The sequence below is a fragment of the Pseudarthrobacter oxydans genome (genome assembly GCF_013314975.1).
GTDB lineage: Bacteria > Actinomycetota > Actinomycetes > Actinomycetales > Micrococcaceae > Arthrobacter > Arthrobacter oxydans.
Genome location: NZ_JABTYH010000046.1, coordinates 10676 through 27440, shown reverse-complemented (window position 1 = coordinate 27440; position 16765 = coordinate 10676). Strand labels below are relative to the sequence as shown.

The following is a 16765-nucleotide window of genomic DNA, read 5'->3' as shown; positions in this document are numbered from 1 at the left end:
CGATCCTCCAGTCCGAAGCAAATCCATGTTTCAGGATTCCGATCGGCAGGAAGTCGTTCCCAACCACTTCAGGAGCGCTCTAAAGCACTACCAGAATTGGTGTTGATTTTTGGGGGTTTGGCCGCCGTGGTTACCAGCTCTTCGCTGTCTCCCTCGCGGCGACTTAGAAAACAATACACCTGCTCCAGCGCCACTGCAAATCCCCCTCGCGGGGGGCCGCAATCCCCGCCATTCCGCGGCGAAACGGCCTGTTTCCATCCCTGGAGGGCCATCCGCCGTCGCACCTTCTTTCTGTGTGCTGCAGCACAGTCCCAACGCAGGTACTGGTGTCGCACGGGTACCTATGCACCACCACCCCAAACGGCGCCATCAAGGTCCGTTAAACGCAGAAGAGCCGGCAACCGAAAGGTTGCCGGCTCTTCTCAAGCAGCTGGTAGCAGCAGTGCTGGATTACCAGGAAGACTTGGTGATGCCCGGAAGTTCGCCCTTGTGGGCCATGTCGCGGAAACGGACACGGGAGATTCCGAACTTCTGGAAGGTGCCGCGGGGACGGCCGTCGATGATGTCGCGGTTACGCAGACGGATCGGGGACGCGTTGCGGGGCAGCTTCTGCAGGCCCAGGCGGGCTGCTTCGCGTGCTTCGTCGGTTGCGTTTTCGTCAACCAGGGTCTTCTTCAGCTCGAGGCGCTTTGCAGCGTAACGCTCAACGATGACCTTGCGCTGCTCGTTGCGAGCAATCTTGGACTTCTTAGCCATGTTTAGCGCTCCTCTCGGAATTCGACGTGCTGGCGGATCTTGGGGTCGTACTTCTTCAGGACCATGCGGTCCGGATCGTTACGACGGTTCTTGCGGGTTACGTAGGTGTAACCCGTGCCCGCAGTCGACTTGAGCTTGATGATCGGACGTACGTCCTTGTCCTTAGCCACTAGAGCTTCACCCCACGAGCCAGGATCTGGGCGACGACTACGTCGATGCCGCGTACGTCGATGGTCTTGATGCCACGTGCAGAGACCTGCAGCGTGACGTTACGGCGCAGGGACGGAACCCAGTAGCGCTTCTTCTGAATGTTCGGATCGAACCGGCGCTTGTTGCGGCGGTGCGAGTGCGAAATGCTGTGCCCAAAGCCCGGCTCGGCTCCGGTCACTTGGCAGTGTGCTGCCATGACTTCTCCTCAAGAATTGAAAGTAATGATCCGCATATCTGCTGCTGGACCATGCTGCTAAGGGCGACCCAAAAATGAAGAAGGGCAACGGTTAGTCACGCAACTTGAGCCCCTAACTACCGGCCACCCTGGAGAAATTACCGGGAAACCGGAGCAATTGCGCACGCTCCGCGCACTTAGCGCCTACCAAGTCTACGAGTTCACGCAATTAAAGACCAATCCGGCGCCGAAGAGTGTATAAGCAGGCGCGGGGTTAGAGGCGCGTGAGCTCGGGGTACTTCGGCTTCAAGCCGTCGCCGGAGGATTTGCCAGTGACCCTCCGGACAACCCACGGACCGGCATACTCGCGGAACCAGCGGGCGTTGGCGCGGAGGGCGTCCACCCCGCTGAGTTCGGGGACGGGGGTCATGGGCGGGATGTCGATCGAGTGGTCGTGTTCCAGGACGTCCAGCACGCGCCTGGCCATATTGGCGTGCCCTGCCGCGGACATGTGCATCCGGTCCTGCGCCCACATGCCCCAGTCGTAGTACTCGCTGAAGCGCCAGTAGTCCACCAGGAGGGCGCCGTGGTCTCCCGCAATGCCCCGGACCAGTTCGTTGTAGATGGCCGTGCGTCCCCGCATGGTGCTGAACACCTTTGAGCCGCGGGCGTCGAAACCCGTGAACATGACCACGGCGGCACCGGTGGCGCGCAGTTTGGCGATGGCGTCGTCGTACTCCACCAGGAGGTCGTCAATATCGATCCTGGGGCGGAGGATGTCATTGGCGCCGGCGTAGATGGTCACCAGGGTGGGGTTAAGTTCGACGGCGGCGTCCACCTGCTCAGCCAGGATGTGGCGGAGTTTCCTGCCGCGGATGGCGAGGTTGGCATAACCGAAGCCAGGGTCGGCGGCGCACAGCTGCTCGGCCACGCGGTCCGCCCAGCCGCGGACACCGTTGGGGCGGGTGGGATCGTCGTCGCCCACGCCTTCCGTAAAGGAGTCTCCGAGGGCGACAAACCGGGAAGTAAAGTCCATCCGGTTAGTTTGCCACCCGTTGCCGGGAGCAACCAACCAGCTGGCGGGTGGGCTAGTTTTCCCGGAGGATCCAGTGGTCCGCGTCCAACCGGCCGACCACCTTCTCGCCGATCCTCGCCAGGTCCAGGACGTCCTGCTCAGTGAGGGCATCCAGGAACAGGTCGCGAACGTCCTCGACGTGCCCGGGCGCCAGCTCCACGATGGTGGCCATCCCTTCTTCGGTCAGATGGGCGGTGGTGACGCGGGCATCATGGGGATGCGGGCGCCGCTCCACCCAGCCGCGCTTCTGCAGCTTGGTCACTACGTGCGACAGCCGGGACAGGGAAGCGCTGCTGCGGGCGGCGAGCTCGCTCATGGGAAGGAACCGGCCCTCAGCTTCGGAGAGCATCGCCAGCACGGTGTAGTCGAAGAGCGAGAGCTTTCCCGCGGTGTGGAGCTTCGTGTCCAGGGCTGCGGGCAAAAGGGTGTTGATGCTTACCAGGGCCAGCCAGGCACGGCGTTCGTCGGCGTTGAGCCAGCGCGGTTCGGTCATGTCCCTCATTCTACGAGAGCAGCGTGGTTGATTCTTCAACTAGGCCCCGCGGCGGCCGGTAGGCTGGGGCCATGTATGTTGTCTCCCTGAGCTACCGGGTTCCGCAGGACATCGTGGATTTCCACAACGCCGGCCACATCGCCTGGCTGCAGAAGGCTTTCGACGACGGCGTTTTCATTGCGGCCGGCCGAAAAGTGCCCAGGACCGGCGGCCTGCTGCTCTCCCAGGCCGACCGCACTGTCCTTGATGCCTGCCTGGAGCAGGACCCGTTCTATACGAACGGGGTGGCGGACTTCGAGGTCATGGAGTTCCACGCGGCCAGGGTGGCCCCGGGGTACGAGATCCTGCTGGACAGCTGAGCGTCCTGGCGCTTCAGGTAGGGTCAGCTAGGCCCGGGGTGCAGCGGCGGAAGCACCCGCTGCCAGCTTTTTCAGTCCGCCCTTCCGCGGCACCTTGACCGGCTCCGGCCAGCGCGGGCCCAGCTCGTCCCCCAGGGTGACGCCGCGCAGCTTGCGGCCGAAGAGTGGCAGGACCCAGTCGCGGATCCAGCGCCGCTGCTGCCGTTCCCATTCCCGCAGGCTGTGCCGGGCGGGCGGTTCCCAGTCCTTGGGCCGGATCTTGTGCGGCACGCCCAACTGGTCCAGCACCCGCCCCGCCAGGTACTTGTGCCCTGCCTTGGACATGTGGAGCCGGTCGGAGTCCCACATCCGCCGGTCATGGAAGGCATCCAGGCACCAGTAGTCCACCAGCTCCGCCCCGTACTTCGCGGCGATGGTCCGGACGTGCTGGTTGTAGTAGGTGTTGCGTTTCCGGAGCGGCTCCAGCAGTGCGGAGACCTTGACGTCGAACCCCGTGAAAAGCACCACCGTTGCCCCCGTTTCCGCCAGTGTTGCCACGAGCTTTTCGTAGTCCTCCATGAGCGCGGCCATGTCCGTTTTCACGTCCAGGATGTCGTTTCCGCCTGCATACAGCGTGACCAGCGAGGGCCTCATCCGCAGCGCCGGTTCCAGCTGCTCGTTGACGATATGCCGGAGCCGCTTGCTGCGGATGCCCAGGTTCGCATAGCGCCACCCGGGCTGGGCTTTGGCCAGTTTCTCCGCCACCCGGTCTGCCCAACCGCGGACACCGTTGGGCAACCGGTCGTCCCGGTCCCCGACCCCCTCCGTGAATGAGTCCCCCAGGGCGACGAACACCCGCCTCCCGGAATCAGGAAGCAACGGTTGAGCAGGCACCAGCCCAAGGTAGCCACCACAGAAGAAGGAAGAACGACGCCGGGGTGAACAGGAAGTGCAGAGCGTCCCCGGAAAACCGGCATCAAGTGCAAGAGCGTCGCCGGAAAACCGGCAGGATCTGAGAGAGCGTTGCCTGGGGCTGTAGCGCGACGAGCCCGGGCTACCCCTCGGCCTTGCCCTGCCGCCAGTACCCCATGAACGCCACCTGCTTCCGGTCGATCCCGACGTCCCGGACGAGGTACCGGCGCATGTCCTTGATCACGGCGGCCTCGCCGGCGATCCAGGCGTAGAAGGGCATGGCGCCGGCCGGAATGCCCGGGTTCTTGGTGGCCTGGATCTCGGACGTCTCCATCCGCGCCGGGGTCTCCCAGAGAATGTCCACGTCCACATTGACGTCCTCCGGCTCGGGGCCCGCGCCGCCGTCGGCCGCTTTGATCCCCACCCAGCCCGGCACGGGCACGGCCTTGCGCACGGCCTCCTGGAGCAGTTCGCCGTGCGGCCTGGACCGCCCGATGGACGCCCCGCGCGCCAGCCAGGTGATGTCGACGCCGGCGGGTGACGTGAGTTCCCTGAAGTCGCCGGCTTCAGGGACCTCCAGGAACGCGTGCCCGGTCATGTACTCCGGCAGGCTTTCCAGGATGGCGGAGATGGCGGGGACGGAGGTTTCGTCACCGGCCAGCAGGATGCGCTGCGCGAGGCCGGGCCGCCATTCGATGCCCGAGTAGGTTTCGGCCGTGACGCAGTGGGCTGCCCTGTTGTTGGGTCCGATGATGGTGATGGCGTCGCCGGGCCGGGCGTTGAGGGCCCAGTTCGCCGCCGGCCCGCCGTTGCCACGGTGGTCAAAGTGCATCACGAAATCGACATCGATTTCGGGGTACACCGCGTCCAGGCGTGCCTGGCGGACGGTGTAGGTACGCATGGAGCCGCGCACGGCAGGGTCCATGGCCAGCCATTCGCGGTACCAGCCGGACTGGCTCATTTCGAACACCGGGAGGGGCAGCGGGCTGCCGTCCGCCGCGAGGGACGGGATCATGAGCTTGATCCGGAGGTCCAGGGTGTCCCCGTGGACGCCGAAATCCCGCAGCGAGTATCCGCCGAACGTGATCCTGCGGAAATTGGGGCTGAGCTCCTGGACCGAAGTGACGGTCACTTCGAACGCCAGGGTCATGGGCTCCGTGGAGGCGATGTCGCGGGTTTTCATGAAACGAGCTCCAGTTCATTGGCGGGAACGTGGTGGCGGCCGATGGGAATGATCAGGGGGGTGCCGGAGACGGGATCCGGGATGACCCGCGATTCGAGGCCGAAAACGCTGCGGACCAGCCCTTCCGTGACCACCTCGAGCGGGGACCCGACTGCCACCACGGCGCCGTCCTTCATGGCGATCACGGTGTCCGCGTACCGGGCGGCCAGGTTCAGGTCATGCAGGACGATGGCCACGGTGGTGCCGCGCTGGCGGTTCAGGTCCGTCACGAGGTCCAGGACCTCCACCTGGTGCGCGAGGTCCAGGTAGGTGGTGGGTTCGTCCAGGAGGAGCACGTCGGTCTCCTGCGCAAGGGCCATGGCGATCCAGACGCGCTGCCGCTGCCCGCCGGAAAGTTCGTCGACGTTCCGTTCGGCGAGGGCAAGGGTCTCGGTAGCTTCGAGCGCGCGCTGCACGGCGGTTTCGTCCCGTTCGCTCCAGCTGCGGAAGAAGCCCTGGTGGGGGTAGCGGCCGCGGCCCACCAGGTCCCTGACCGTGATGCCGTCCGGGGCAGAGGGGTGCTGTGGAAGGAGGCCCAGGGTACGGGCCAGTTCACGCGCCGGAAGGGAGTGGATGTCCTTGCCGTCCAGGGTTACGGCACCGGCCGCCGGCTTGAGGAGCCGGGACAGCCCGCGCAGGAGGGTGGACTTCCCGCAGGCGTTGGCGCCCACGATCATGGTCACCTTCCCCTCCGGAATCTCGGCGCTGAGGCCGTCCACCACGCAGCGCTGGTCGTACTTCAGCGTCAGGTCCTTGGCGTTGAGAACTGCCACCTCAGGCATCCTTTCGGTTGGCCGTGACCAGGAGCCACAGCAGGAACGGGGCACCGAGCGCACCGGTGATAACGCCCACCGGCAGCACTGTGCCGTCCAGGAGCAGGGGTGCCAGGTTGGCGGCCACATAGTCGGCCGCCAGGACAATCACGGCGCCCACAAGGGCCGACGCCGGGAGGCTGGCCTTGCCGGTAAAGCGCCGGGCGATGGGCCCGGCAAGGAAGGCAACGAACGAAACCGGGCCGGCTGCCGCCGTCGCCACCGCTGCCAGCGCAACGGCGGTGACCACCAGCGCAAGCCGTGTGGCACCCACCCTGATCCCCAGTCCTGCGGCGGCATCGGGTCCGAGTTCCAGGATGCGCAGCGGGCCGGCGAGGGCAACCACGGCGGGGAGCAGGACGGCGAGGGCCAGGGCAAGGACGCCCGCGCGGTCCCAGCTGGCGGAGTTCAGGGAACCGTTGAGCCAGACCAGGGCGTCCGCCGCGGTCCGGATGTCCGCCCGGGTCATCAGGAAGTTGACCACTGCGTGCAGTGCTGCGGCGATGCCCACCCCGGCGAGGATGAGCCGGTTCCCCGCAGCATCGCCGCGGCCGGTTCCGCGCAGGGTACCGCCGCTGGAAATGGCGTAAATGATGGCTGCCACGCCCAGCGCACCGCCCAGGGCCGCCGCGGAAACCGCTGCGCCGGATGCGCCGAAGACCACGATGGCGGTCACGGCCGCGGCGCTGGCCCCGTAGCTGATGCCAATGACATCGGGACTGGCCAGCGGGTTGCGGAGCATGGTCTGGAACAGGGCGCCCGCCAGGCCGAACGCGGCCCCGATCATGGTGCCGATGACGGCCCGCGGCAGCTTGTTTTCCATCACGATGAAGCTGGCACCGGGGATCTTTTCACCGCCGGTCAGGTGGGCGATGAGGATCCTGAAGAAGTCCGGGATGGTCACCGTGTAGCTGCCCAGCAGGACGGACACGGCGAACAGGACCACGACGACGGCGGCCAGGAAGGCGGTCCGGTTCAGCAGCAGCCGGGTGCGGCGTGGTCTCCCGGACCCTGCATTGGGAGTTCCTGCCGAGGGGTTGACGCGGGATGTGGTGATGGTCACAGTCCGGCTCCCTTGCCGCGGCGGATCAGCCAGACGAAGACCGGTGCTCCGACGAGGGCGGTCATGATGCCGGCCGGGACTTCGCCAGGCAGGAGCACCACGCGGCCGATGATGTCCGCGCCGAGGAGCAGTGCCGGGGCCAGGACCAGGGAGAAGGGCAGGATCCAGCGGTAGTCCGGGCCGGTGAGGAAACGGACGGCGTGCGGGATGACCAGGCCCACGAAGGCGACGGGTCCGGCAAGGGCAGTGGCGGAGCCGCACAGCAGCACGATGCCGAGGGCCGTGACGGCCCTTGCCAGTCCCACGCGCTGGCCGAGCCCGCGGGCAATGTCGTCGCCGAGGGCCAGGCTGTTGAGGATGCGGCCGGTCAGCAGCACAATGAGCGCCCCCGCGGCAAGGAAGGGCAGTCCGGAGAGCACCACGGACCAGTCGCGCCCGGCGATGCCGCCCACCTGCCAGAAGCGGAACCGGTCCAAAGTGTCCTGGCTGGAGACCAGGATGACGTTCATCAGCGAGTACAGGCCGGCATTCAGTGCCGCGCCTGCCAGTGCGAGCTTCACCGGGGTGGCGCCGTCCCGGCCCAGGGAAGCAATGAGGTACACCACGACGGCGGCGGCTGCTGCCCCGACGAAGGCGAACCAGATGTAGCCGGAGAGGGATCCGACGCCGAAAACATAGATGCCGGTGACCACGGCCAGGGCCGCGCCGGCGTTAACACCCAAAATGCCCGGGTCCGCGAGCGGGTTGCGGGCCACGCCCTGCATGGCTGCGCCCGCAAGGCCCAGCGCACCGCCGGCCAGCAGGCCAAGGACGGTGCGGGGAATGCGGGCGTGGACCACGGCGTGGTCGCCGTTGGCGGGATCAAACGCGGTGAGCGCCTGCCACACGGTGGCGAGGGGAAGGCCCCGCGCGCCAATGGCCAGGGAGGCCCCGGCCAGCAGCGCCAGTACAACGACGGCGGCCAGCAGCCAGGCGGCGCGCGGCCCTCCAAACGTGCGGCCGGGGGCATGTACTGCAGGCCCCGTGCCCGGCACGAAGGTGCCGGGCGCCGGCTCCTGGCGGGCCGCCGTCGTCGTACTGTCCGTCATTTATCTGTTCCTACCTGAGCAGTGATTACTTCACGGCATCCGCTGCGGTGGCCAGCTGCGGCAGGAACGTATCCAGCGACCACGGCAGGCTCAGCGGGGAGGAAGCGGAGATGGACAGCGTCAGGGTGTTGTCCGAATCGGCAACCAGGGCGCCGTTCTTGATGGCGGGGATCTGGCCCAGCAGGGGGTCGGACTTGATGGAATCAGTGGTGGCGGCGTCCGGAACCCAGGTCACGAAGATATCGGACTCTAGCTCGTTGGCCTTCTCGGCTGACCAGGGGATGAAGAATTCCTTGGAGCCCTTGGAGTTTTCTTCAACCACGGGAGCCAGCTGCATGCCGATCTCGGAAAGGAAGCGGGGACGGTTGTCATTGGCGGTGTAGACATTAACGCCCTCGGCCGATGCCGGCTCCAGGTTGCCGTAGATGAAGCTCTTGCCGGTGATCTGCGGGTACTCGGCAACCTTTTCCTTGATGGTGGCCTCGGTGTCGGAGACCAGCTTGGCGGCTTCGGCATCCTTGCCGAGGGCCTTGCCGATGATGGAGGTGGAGTCCTGCCAGGAGGTTCCGTAGGCCAGTTCAGGGTGGGCCACCACCGGCGCGATCTCGGTGAGCTTCTTGTAGTCCTCCTCGGTGAGGCCCGAGTAGGCGGCCAGGATGACGTCCGGGGTGAGTTTGGCGATTTCGGTGAAGTTGATGCCGTCCGCCTCGGAGTACTGCACCGGGGCTTTGTCGGAGCCGAATCCGGCGCCGAGCTCCTCCAGAGCCGCGTCCTTCCACGGGGTGGAGCCCTGCTCGTTGCCGCCCCACTCGTTCTTGGGCACGCCCACCGGCACAACACCCAGGGCAATGGCGACGTCGTCATTGACCCAGGAGACAGTGGCCACCCGCGTGGGCTGTTCCTCGATGACGGTTTCGCCGTAGACATGCTCGATGGTGACGGGGAACTGCGAGCTGCTGGAGCTGGAGGCGCCGGCGTCGGTAGTGGAGGACGCAGGCCCGGTGGAGCAGGCGGACAGGGTGAGTGCCGCTGCGGCCAGGACGGCCGTGGCCTTGACTGCTGATTTGAACAGCGTGCGGCGCGTGGCACTGGGCCCGGAGAAGAGGGGGGAAGTCACGGAACTCCTTAAGTCATGAAGCGAACTTAAGTAAGGCTAGCCTACCCTCGGGCTCATTACGCAACGTTTCCATGTCTTATTCCCGTTCGTGACAAAGGACACAATTCCGCCGTGGTCGGTGGGCTTGGACAGGGAAGATGCGGTTTGACAGGATATTCCTGCCGGTATTAACCGGCTGGAATGCCGGCCGCAGCCGGCGACGGATGGGGAGACGAAGGACAAATGTGCAAGCAGAAGGCCGTCATGGCCGGCGCTGCCATGGTGAGCGGGGTGGCCGCTATGGCCTGCTCCGCGGGGAACAGCTGAGACCCACCTGCCATTACCCGCACGCCGGGGCCCATCCTTCGCGAAAGTCCAGCCATGCAATCCATCACGCCTCAGCAAATCCGCTCATCGTTTATCAATGCCAGCCGCTCCGAAGCGGCCAAACTCACCCTGCCCAAGGATTTCGAGTCTCTCGACTGGGACAACCTTGACTTCCTGGGCTGGCGGGACGAAAAGATGCCCCTCCGCGGCTACCTTGTGGTCCCAGGGCCGAAGGGGGTCACGGGCATTCTGCTGCGGGCGCCCGAAGGCGGGGCCCGGAAGAACCGCTTAGTCCTTTGCGAGCTGTGCCGCGACGTGTTCTCCAAGGAGGATGTGCTCCTCTGGGTGGCCAGGCGCGCCGGGCAGTCCGGCCGGAACGGCAACACCGTTGGCACTTTGATCTGCGCCGATTTTCTCTGCTGCGGCAACGTCCGCAAGGAACCACCGGCCAATGAGATCAACCCGGATCCCGCCGCCGTGGTCCTCCGCCAGATTGCAGGGCTGAAGGAGCGGGCTGCCCAGTTCCTGGCCCGGGTACAGGCCAAATAGCCGGAGCACATCGCACGGACAGCAAAGCGGGTCAGCGGTAGGAAAAGCTCATCAGCAGAGCCTTCAAGGCCTGGCCTTCCGTTCCCCAATACCAGGCTTTCGCCTCCTCGTCATTGGCGAACGGCTGACCGGTGAACACCACATCGGCGGTCAGAACGCGGTCACCCAGCATGACCAGCCCGTCCCTCACCTCCCCGTCCGGCGATACGGGCAGCCCCGGAGTGAGCCCCATCCGATAAGTGGCAGCGTCGCCGCTGCGGTCAACAAAGAACGACGAATGGGGCGTTGGAACAGACTGCCCCACCAATCCCGGCACCGGATCCGTCTCGAGGACGGTCCGGGCGGCAGAACTGGCTACGACGTCTGCAATTTGGCCTGTGTAGATGCTGATTTTCGCCTGGCTGGTGGGATCGAACACCGTTGCGGTGCCCACGTACGGCGATTCGGATGCATTGAAGAACTCCACGTGCCATCCCTTCGGGTGCTGAAACGACAGCTTGCCGTCCGGAAAGGTGACCGTTACCAGGCTGTCGGCGCGGAACGCAGCCGGAGCCGTTGCGCCTGGGGTCGAGGAGCCGGCGGTTTCCACCGGGGTACTGGCAGCACAACCCGCAAGGGACAGTGCGGCCGCAGCGATTGCCGCCGGGAAGAATGCCACGCGTTGTGATGGGCGCATGCCGGTGCCTTTCAAGAGGACGCCATCGTTCTCTTGGGGAACAGGGCGGAACCCAGCATTCCGCAGTACCTATGGGATTTACTCAGGCGGGGTGAGTTGCTAAAGCCCAGAGTGGCACGGCAGCAGCACCCGTCACCAGAGCTTCCGCAATAATTCCATCAATTTGTTATATGGGCGCGGTCAGGGCGCTCAGCGCAGGACGATGTCCACCGGGTTCGCTTCCGAACGCCATGCGCCCTCTTCGCCCGGCCGGGGTGTGATGACCGGCGCTGTGAGCACTCCGGAGCGGTTAGTGCGCTTGTCACGGAGGATTTCGGTGACGGAACCAAGGTGCCGGGAGAGGTCGATGACGTTCTCGGGGGCAGCCAGCAGCAGCTGGAACCCGAATTCGTGCAGCGCCTTGATCCCGGCGCCGGCGAACTCCTCGGAAGCCAGCACAAAGGCCTCGTCCATCATCACGGTGCCATACGTGGTGAAGCCCTGCTCCGCGATGCCCAGTTGGTAGCTCAGTGCGGCAGCCATGATGAAGGCCGTGAACCGCTGGCGCTCCCCGCCGGACATGGATCCGGTATCCGCGTGCATGAACACCTCGGACTTCTTCGCTCCACCCTTTTTGCCGGACGCCGGCTGTGCAACCTCGCGGTGCTCCTTGCACTGGATGAACAGGTGCCCGCGCACGTCCAGGACCTCGGCCCTCCACCGCCGGTCCTCGGGCGCCTGCGAGCCCAGCCGCTTCACCAGCGTCTCCAGCGACTTGTAGCGGGCGGTGAGCTCGGCTTCGTCGTCCCTTTCTCCGCCTGCTTCCCCTCCTGTTTCCAAGCCTGTGGCGACTTTCCTCGACGCTTCGGATTTGGCCGGGCGGGAATGCCGGGCCTTCAGGGCGTTCTGGATCGCGTCCTTGAACTGCTTGGCCGTGGGAGGCAACGTCTGCTTGATGTCCAGTTCGAGGAAGCTCCCCTCGTGGAAGTTGACCTGCGACAGGATGCCGTTCAGCGGCAGGATGCGGCTGGTGATGGAGCGCCGCTCCTCATCAAGCAGGTGCAGCAGCGTGCTGAAGGACTCGTGCGTGCGCTGGTTGAAGAACTGGCGGAACTCCGCTTCCTGGGCGGGGAGGCCGTCGCTCACGATCGCGTGGTAGCGCGTCTCAAACTCGCCGGCGGCACCGATCGTGGTGCCGTGGTCTGCCGAGACGGCGCTCCCCCAGTCACGCACGAACGCCTCGAAGATGCGTGTAAGCCGCTCGGCGGTGGCCTGCCCGCGGGACTCGGCGGTGTGGAGCTCCGCCAGCAGGGCGGTGCGCACCCGGTGGGCGAGGTTGTCCAGCTCGTGCATCTCCGTCACATCACCGAAATCGGCAAAGTACGGTTCCAGGGCAGTGACGGTGGCGTCCGACGGCGGCGCCTGGGCCAGGCGCTGGCGGGCACCTTCCAGCAGGGAATCGGCAGCGGTGAGCTGCCGGTCCAGTGCCTTGTACTCGCTCTGCAGCACGGCGGCGGCCTCGGTGCTGGCCTGGTGTTTCTGCCGCACCTCCTCGATGCTGGCCCGCAGCGGTTCCAGGTCTGCCTGTGCCGCGAGGGCGTCCTTCAGCCGCTGCTCGAGCCGGGCGAGCTCCTCGGCGGCCACTGCCGCCGACACCTGGTCCCAGCCACGGTGGTCCTCAGCGATGCGGCGCAGGGCCTCGAGCTGCCGGGCCATGCCCTGGTGCGAGTCTTCCCGGCTTTGCGCCAGCTCTGCTGCCTTGGCCACCTCCTGCCGCAGGTCCTCCGCCTGCCCGGCAACAAGTTCCAGCTTGGCGGCGTTGTCGAACCCGAGGACGTAATCCTGCCGGCTGGTGAACCTGTCGTCCTTTTCCACGGTGTGGCGGTTGCGCTTCACCACGCCGCCCAGGCTGAGGCCGCGGTCCAGTGAGGCCAGCTCATCCGGGTCCTCGACGCAAGGGTAGGCGAAGTCCAGTGCGATGCGCTCACGGATCCAGGACCCTGCCTCGGCCGCGACGCCCGTGGTGAGGATGTCCAGCTTGGTCAGCAGGTCGCCGTCGCGCACGTCCTCCAGCGCCAGCGCGCCGCCGGACAGTGGCTTGGACACGTCCACGGCCCGCAGCGCGCCGCGCACGGCGTGATCGTTGAGGTACCGGGTGACCGCCGCGAAGTGCTCGCCCGGCACCAGCAGCGTGGTGGCCAGGTTGCGGAGCGCCCGCTCGGCGGCCGGGCGCCACTTCTCCTGCCCCTCGGCGAGGTCCATCAGTTCGCCGGCGAACGGCATCCGGTCCTCCGGGATGCCGGTTGCGGCGGCGATCGCGGCCCGGTTTTCAATGCTCGACGGCGGCAGCAGCGACTTGCGCGTCTTCAGGGACACGAATTCCTGCTCAGCCGCGGCCAGCTCGCGCTTCTTGGTTGCGTGCGCGTCGAAGGCCTCGAAGCGGAGTTCCTGGAGGGCCTGGGAATCGTTGTTGAGCTCCGCGGACCTTGCTGCCGCCTGCCCGTGCGCCTGCTCCCAGCCCTCCTCGGTCCAGTCAAGCTGCAGGCCGGCGTCGGCCAGCGCCTGGCGCGCCGTCTCCTCCACCTGTTGGCGGAGCTTCAGCCCAACGCGGGCGTTTTCCAGGGACTGCTCGATTGCGGAGATGGCGTTGCCGCCCTGGTTGTTGTAATCCGCTTCCAGCTGGCGGAGGTCCTTGGCCAGCCCGTCCCGGACAGTCCGCTCGGCACCAAGCTCTTTCGCCTTCGCCTGGGCCAATCCCTTGAACCGTTCAAGCAATCCCTGGTGGACCGTGACGGCCAGCTTCTGCTTGTAGGCCTCGAACTCCTCGCCGGCGAGGTCCCGCAGCTTGTTGGCGTCCAGCAGCGCCTGAGCGTACTCCCGGTTCAGTCCGGGAACCGGTGCCAATTGGTCCCGCTGCTGGCGGACGTCCTCCAGCCGCTGCCGGATGGACATCAGGTTGCTGAATTCCTCCACCACGTCGTCCGCCGCCGCGAGGGTGGCCGGGGCGTCCAGGACCTGGTCGCGGAAGAACGTGTTGACGCTGCCGCCCAGGCCCTTGCCGGCCTGGATGACACGCAGGAGCGGAAGGGCCTGGTCCGAGTTGATGCCCAGCAGCCGGCGGAACCGCTCGGCGAAGGCCTTGTGGACATCGAAAACCTGCGCATCGGGAAAGATCGTCTCCAGCGCAGCCTTGGTGAACCGCTTGTCCGCGATGCCTTCGAGGGCTTCCAGGTCCAGCGGGTCGTGGTCGATGACATAGAAACGTCCGACGCTCGACTCCGTGCCGTTCTTGGGAAGGTCGAACAGGGCCGAGACGGTCACCCGCGTGCCGGCCGCGTTATCGAACGTCAGGGCGACGGCTGACCACGTGGCACCGGGCCGCTGGAAGGCGCTGGCCGAGCCCTCTCCCACAGCTTTGTCGCCCACCTTGCCCCGCATGTAGGTGAAGGTGGTCCGTTTGTCCTCCACGGCTCCGCCCGAACGCTGGGCCGCGGCCTCGTTGGACCTGGGCCGGGCATCGAAGACCCGCAGCATGGCGTCGAACAGCGTGGACTTGCCCACGCCCGAGTTGCCTGTCAGCAGCGTGCCGTTGCGGTCCACATGCATCGTGTGGGCTCCGTGGAACGTGCCCCAGTTGACCACCTGCACCAGGGCCAGGCGCATCTGTCCGGGGTTTGTCAGCTCACCCAACGGGAGCATGGAAGCGATGCTCACTGGGCGTCCTCCGTGTCAGTGTCGCTGTCCGCGGAACCGGCTGCTCCGTTGTCGAACTCCAGGAGCGCCTCCGTGCCCGCGGGGTCTGTGGTTGCTGCCACCAGGGCCTCTATGTGGGCGGGGATGTCGCCTATGTTGTCGAACGGGAGGGCCAGGGGCAGGGCGTTGGAGATGGTGTAGACGTCGTCCAGCCCTGTAGGGAGGAGGAGTTGGCGGGCCAGGAGCTTGGTGATGGCCCTGTTCACCACGTCCGAATCCCGCAGGGCGTCCTGCTGACCGGCGGGCTGGTAGTGCGCCACCAGGTCGGCGATTTCCTCGCGGGTGATGGTGGGGTCGGTCTGCGCGGTGACATGGCGGTCCAGGAGCAGCCGGAGCCGGAGCAGCACGATGGTCTCCACCCGGCTGAGGGCACGCTGCTGCCGAAGGATGCTGGAGCGGGTGCTGCCGCCGATGGCGTCGGGGTCCACCGGGCGCAGGACGGCGATCTTCCGTTCGTGGTCCAGCTCCATGGTGAGGAACAGCTCGGACAGCCGGCTTCGCAGGATCACCTGGTTGTCCAGCAGGACAGTCCACAGTTTTTCGTCCCGGCCGCCGTCCACGTAGGGGCCTTTGAGGAGTTTTACCAGTGCCTGCCGCACCTTCATGGACAGCACCCCGGTATCGCCCGGGAAGAGCGCGGCGCCGTCCACGAAAGTGTCGCGGGGCGTGACGGCGAAAGGCCGCTCCGCCGTCGTCGTGGTTGTCTCTTCAGTCATCAGGATCCTTTGGAAGCGTGACCAGCGGCAGGTAGGCCCTGCGCGTGGTGCCGTCTATCTGTTCGTAGTCCAGTGCCTCAAGGCCCTGCTTGTCGAAGCCAGCGCCGGCGTGGAGGGCGTGCGAGAGGAGCGCGCGGATGGTGTTGATGTGCTGTTCTCCGGGCGGCAGCTGCTGCCACGCCTCGGAAAGGGTGGAGGCGCCGGCCAGGGCAGCCCGCACCACCTCCGGCTTCGCCTTGCCGGTCCTCGGCGAGCGCACCCGGTCGGAGTCGCTGAAGGCGATGGGATCGGCCAGTTTGGGCGGGGCGGCGAACTCGTCGGGATCGAAGAGCTTCACCATGGACAGCGATTCGAACCCCGCGTTGAACAGGACCGGCCCGGGGACCAGGCCAGGGCGTTCCCGCTCATAGGGAAGGGACCTGATGGCCTGCTCGGCCTCCCGCAGGACCTGGCGGAGCCGGACGGACTGGCGGAAGTCGTCACTCTGGACGTAGGTATTGAGGCTCTCGCTGAGCTTGCCGTAGATCCGCTGGATCTGGCTGTGCTGGTGGCGAAGCTCCGCCACCAGGTTCTTCAGGGTTTCCCGGTCCTCCGGCGACAGGTCGTCGGCGAACTGCCGGCCCAGGACCTCCCCGATCGCGGACCGGAAGCGCAGTTGCTGCTGCGGATCCTCGAGGAAGGCGGTGAAGGACCGGAACGTCCTGCCCTCGGGACTTTGCCGGAGGCGTTTGTCCGCCTCCAGCACCTGGGCCATGGTGGCGCCCTTGGTCAGCGACTCCTCGATGATCTGGTTGCGCAGTTCGCCCACCAGTTCCTCGATCCGGTCACGCATCTTCTTGTAGTCGGCGGGCAGGCTTGCCGCCAGGTCCAGGATGTTTCCCGCGGCCTCTACCGCCTCGTCGTCATCCAGGAGGCCGTCGAATTCGCCGCTGCTGATGTCCTGGATCAGTTGCTGGCGTTCTTCGATCTCCTCTTCCAGGGACTCCAGCCGGGCGCTCTGGTCCGGGTTGGTCTCGTTGGCGAGCTTTTCGACGTCGCCCAGCAGCGTTCCCAGGCGGGACCCGTTGAGGGTGGACCGTTCGCTGGAGAGGCTGTCCAGGAAGGCGAGCACGCGCGCCGCGGGTTCCGTCACCTCGTAGACGATCTGGCCGGACTGGTTGCGCCGCGTCAGGAACTGGCGGCGCGTCCACTCGTCGCCAAAGGACTTCCCGTTCGCCCCTCCACCCAGCCCGGGGTCCTGGCGGCGGAGCTCCTCAAGGAAGGAGTCGACGTCGGCATGGAACTCCTCCAGCGGCAGCTGCGGCCGGGTGCGGGTAAAGGACGCCTGCAGCACCGCGATCACCCAGGGCGCTGAGCGCGTCAGCGCCCAGGCGGGTCCTTTGGTGAGGAGTTCGAGGTCCCGAAGCCGGGCGCTGATGGCATCAGCGGATGACCTGGCGGAGCGGGGCACACACTCTCCTTGGACTGTTTGCGGGGCGGGGCGGCGGACTGGATCGGAAAACCGCCAACTACAAGGTTAACGCAG

Annotated in this window: 17 protein-coding genes; 2 read left to right on the top strand and 15 right to left on the bottom strand. The window is 66.3% G+C overall.

What is annotated here, in order from left to right:
* Nucleotides 1-450: 450 nt before the first annotated feature.
* The 5 genes from rpsN to HTS88_RS20540 form a co-directional block, all read right to left on the bottom strand.
* Nucleotides 451-756: a 30S ribosomal protein S14 gene (rpsN, locus tag HTS88_RS20560; protein WP_009358853.1), complete on the bottom strand. Its 306-nt coding sequence runs from the start codon at nucleotides 754-756 to the stop codon at nucleotides 451-453.
* 2 nt (nucleotides 757-758) lie between these two features.
* Entirely contained in the window at nucleotides 759-926 is a 168-nt protein-coding gene (rpmG, locus tag HTS88_RS20555) for a 50S ribosomal protein L33 (protein WP_013602737.1), read from the bottom strand.
* Complete coding sequence (rpmB, locus tag HTS88_RS20550) at nucleotides 926-1162, bottom strand: 50S ribosomal protein L28 (RefSeq protein WP_013602738.1); 237 nt, start codon at nucleotides 1160-1162, stop codon at nucleotides 926-928. The genes rpmG and rpmB overlap by 1 nt, the downstream gene beginning before the upstream one ends.
* A gap of 253 nt (nucleotides 1163-1415) precedes the next feature.
* On the bottom strand, nucleotides 1416-2177 hold the full coding sequence (locus HTS88_RS20545) for an SGNH/GDSL hydrolase family protein (protein ID WP_174181813.1): 762 nt from the start codon (nucleotides 2175-2177) through the stop codon (nucleotides 1416-1418).
* A 52-nt stretch (nucleotides 2178-2229) separates the two neighbouring features.
* Nucleotides 2230-2709 (bottom strand): MarR family winged helix-turn-helix transcriptional regulator, encoded by a 480-nt coding sequence (locus HTS88_RS20540; protein ID WP_174181811.1) that lies wholly within the window; start codon nucleotides 2707-2709, stop codon nucleotides 2230-2232.
* 71 nt (nucleotides 2710-2780) lie between these two features.
* Between HTS88_RS20540 and HTS88_RS20535 the strand changes: the two genes are divergently transcribed.
* On the top strand, nucleotides 2781-3068 hold the full coding sequence (locus HTS88_RS20535) for a YciI family protein (RefSeq protein WP_174181809.1): 288 nt from the start codon (nucleotides 2781-2783) through the stop codon (nucleotides 3066-3068).
* A gap of 27 nt (nucleotides 3069-3095) precedes the next feature.
* Here HTS88_RS20535 and HTS88_RS20530 read toward each other — a convergent pair whose 3' ends face one another.
* The 6 genes from HTS88_RS20530 to HTS88_RS20505 form a co-directional block, all read right to left on the bottom strand.
* On the bottom strand, nucleotides 3096-3941 hold the full coding sequence (locus HTS88_RS20530; protein WP_174181807.1) for a GDSL-type esterase/lipase family protein: 846 nt from the start codon (nucleotides 3939-3941) through the stop codon (nucleotides 3096-3098).
* A 160-nt stretch (nucleotides 3942-4101) separates the two neighbouring features.
* Nucleotides 4102-5142, bottom strand: a complete 1041-nt coding sequence (locus HTS88_RS20525; RefSeq protein ID WP_174181805.1) for a siderophore-interacting protein — start codon at nucleotides 5140-5142, stop codon at nucleotides 4102-4104.
* Nucleotides 5139-5954, bottom strand: coding sequence for an ABC transporter ATP-binding protein (locus tag HTS88_RS20520; RefSeq protein ID WP_251424951.1), 816 nt, complete (start codon nucleotides 5952-5954; stop codon nucleotides 5139-5141). The genes HTS88_RS20525 and HTS88_RS20520 overlap by 4 nt, the downstream gene beginning before the upstream one ends.
* A 1-nt stretch (nucleotide 5955) precedes the next feature.
* A complete protein-coding gene (locus HTS88_RS20515; protein ID WP_174181819.1) occupies nucleotides 5956-6978 on the bottom strand; it encodes a FecCD family ABC transporter permease in 1023 nt (340 codons plus the stop codon).
* 74 nt (nucleotides 6979-7052) lie between these two features.
* On the bottom strand, nucleotides 7053-8144 hold the full coding sequence (locus HTS88_RS20510; protein ID WP_174181801.1) for a FecCD family ABC transporter permease: 1092 nt from the start codon (nucleotides 8142-8144) through the stop codon (nucleotides 7053-7055).
* A gap of 25 nt (nucleotides 8145-8169) precedes the next feature.
* Nucleotides 8170-9261: an ABC transporter substrate-binding protein gene (locus tag HTS88_RS20505; RefSeq protein WP_174181799.1), complete on the bottom strand. Its 1092-nt coding sequence runs from the start codon at nucleotides 9259-9261 to the stop codon at nucleotides 8170-8172.
* 360 nt (nucleotides 9262-9621) lie between these two features.
* Between HTS88_RS20505 and HTS88_RS20500 the strand changes: the two genes are divergently transcribed.
* Entirely contained in the window at nucleotides 9622-10116 is a 495-nt protein-coding gene (locus tag HTS88_RS20500; RefSeq protein ID WP_174181797.1) for an FBP domain-containing protein, read from the top strand.
* A 31-nt stretch (nucleotides 10117-10147) separates the two neighbouring features.
* Here the strand turns inward: HTS88_RS20500 and HTS88_RS20495 are convergent, their stop codons facing one another.
* The 4 genes from HTS88_RS20495 to HTS88_RS20480 all read right to left on the bottom strand — a co-directional run bounded on the left by HTS88_RS20495 (nucleotide 10148) and on the right by HTS88_RS20480 (nucleotide 16690).
* Nucleotides 10148-10792, bottom strand: coding sequence for a hypothetical protein (locus tag HTS88_RS20495; RefSeq protein ID WP_174181795.1), 645 nt, complete (start codon nucleotides 10790-10792; stop codon nucleotides 10148-10150).
* A 189-nt stretch (nucleotides 10793-10981) separates the two neighbouring features.
* Entirely contained in the window at nucleotides 10982-14485 is a 3504-nt protein-coding gene (locus tag HTS88_RS20490; protein ID WP_174181793.1) for an ATP-binding protein, read from the bottom strand.
* Nucleotides 14482-15240, bottom strand: a complete 759-nt coding sequence (locus HTS88_RS20485) for a DUF4194 domain-containing protein (protein ID WP_174181791.1) — start codon at nucleotides 15238-15240, stop codon at nucleotides 14482-14484. The genes HTS88_RS20490 and HTS88_RS20485 overlap by 4 nt, the downstream gene beginning before the upstream one ends.
* A complete protein-coding gene (locus tag HTS88_RS20480; protein ID WP_174181789.1) occupies nucleotides 15233-16690 on the bottom strand; it encodes a DUF3375 family protein in 1458 nt (485 codons plus the stop codon). Before HTS88_RS20480 ends, HTS88_RS20485 begins: the two co-directional genes overlap by 8 nt.
* Nucleotides 16691-16765: the final 75 nt, after the last annotated feature.

Bases quoted from the DNA above. Each gene is read 5' to 3' on its own strand.
- rpsN (WP_009358853.1), bottom strand. From the start codon at position 756: ATGGCTAAGAAGTCCAAGATTGCTCGCAACGAGCAGCGCAAGGTCATC.
- rpmB (WP_013602738.1), bottom strand. From the start codon at position 1,162: ATGGCAGCACACTGCCAAGTGACCGGAGCCGAGCCGGGCTTTGGGCAC.
- HTS88_RS20545 (WP_174181813.1), bottom strand. From the start codon at position 2,177: ATGGACTTTACTTCCCGGTTTGTCGCCCTCGGAGACTCCTTTACGGAA.
- HTS88_RS20540 (WP_174181811.1), bottom strand. From the start codon at position 2,709: ATGACCGAACCGCGCTGGCTCAACGCCGACGAACGCCGTGCCTGGCTG.
- HTS88_RS20535 (WP_174181809.1), top strand. From the start codon at position 2,781: ATGTATGTTGTCTCCCTGAGCTACCGGGTTCCGCAGGACATCGTGGAT.
- HTS88_RS20525 (WP_174181805.1), bottom strand. From the start codon at position 5,142: ATGAAAACCCGCGACATCGCCTCCACGGAGCCCATGACCCTGGCGTTC.
- HTS88_RS20510 (WP_174181801.1), bottom strand. From the start codon at position 8,144: ATGACGGACAGTACGACGACGGCGGCCCGCCAGGAGCCGGCGCCCGGC.
- HTS88_RS20500 (WP_174181797.1), top strand. From the start codon at position 9,622: ATGCAATCCATCACGCCTCAGCAAATCCGCTCATCGTTTATCAATGCC.
- HTS88_RS20495 (WP_174181795.1), bottom strand. From the start codon at position 10,792: ATGCGCCCATCACAACGCGTGGCATTCTTCCCGGCGGCAATCGCTGCG.
- HTS88_RS20485 (WP_174181791.1), bottom strand. From the start codon at position 15,240: ATGACTGAAGAGACAACCACGACGACGGCGGAGCGGCCTTTCGCCGTC.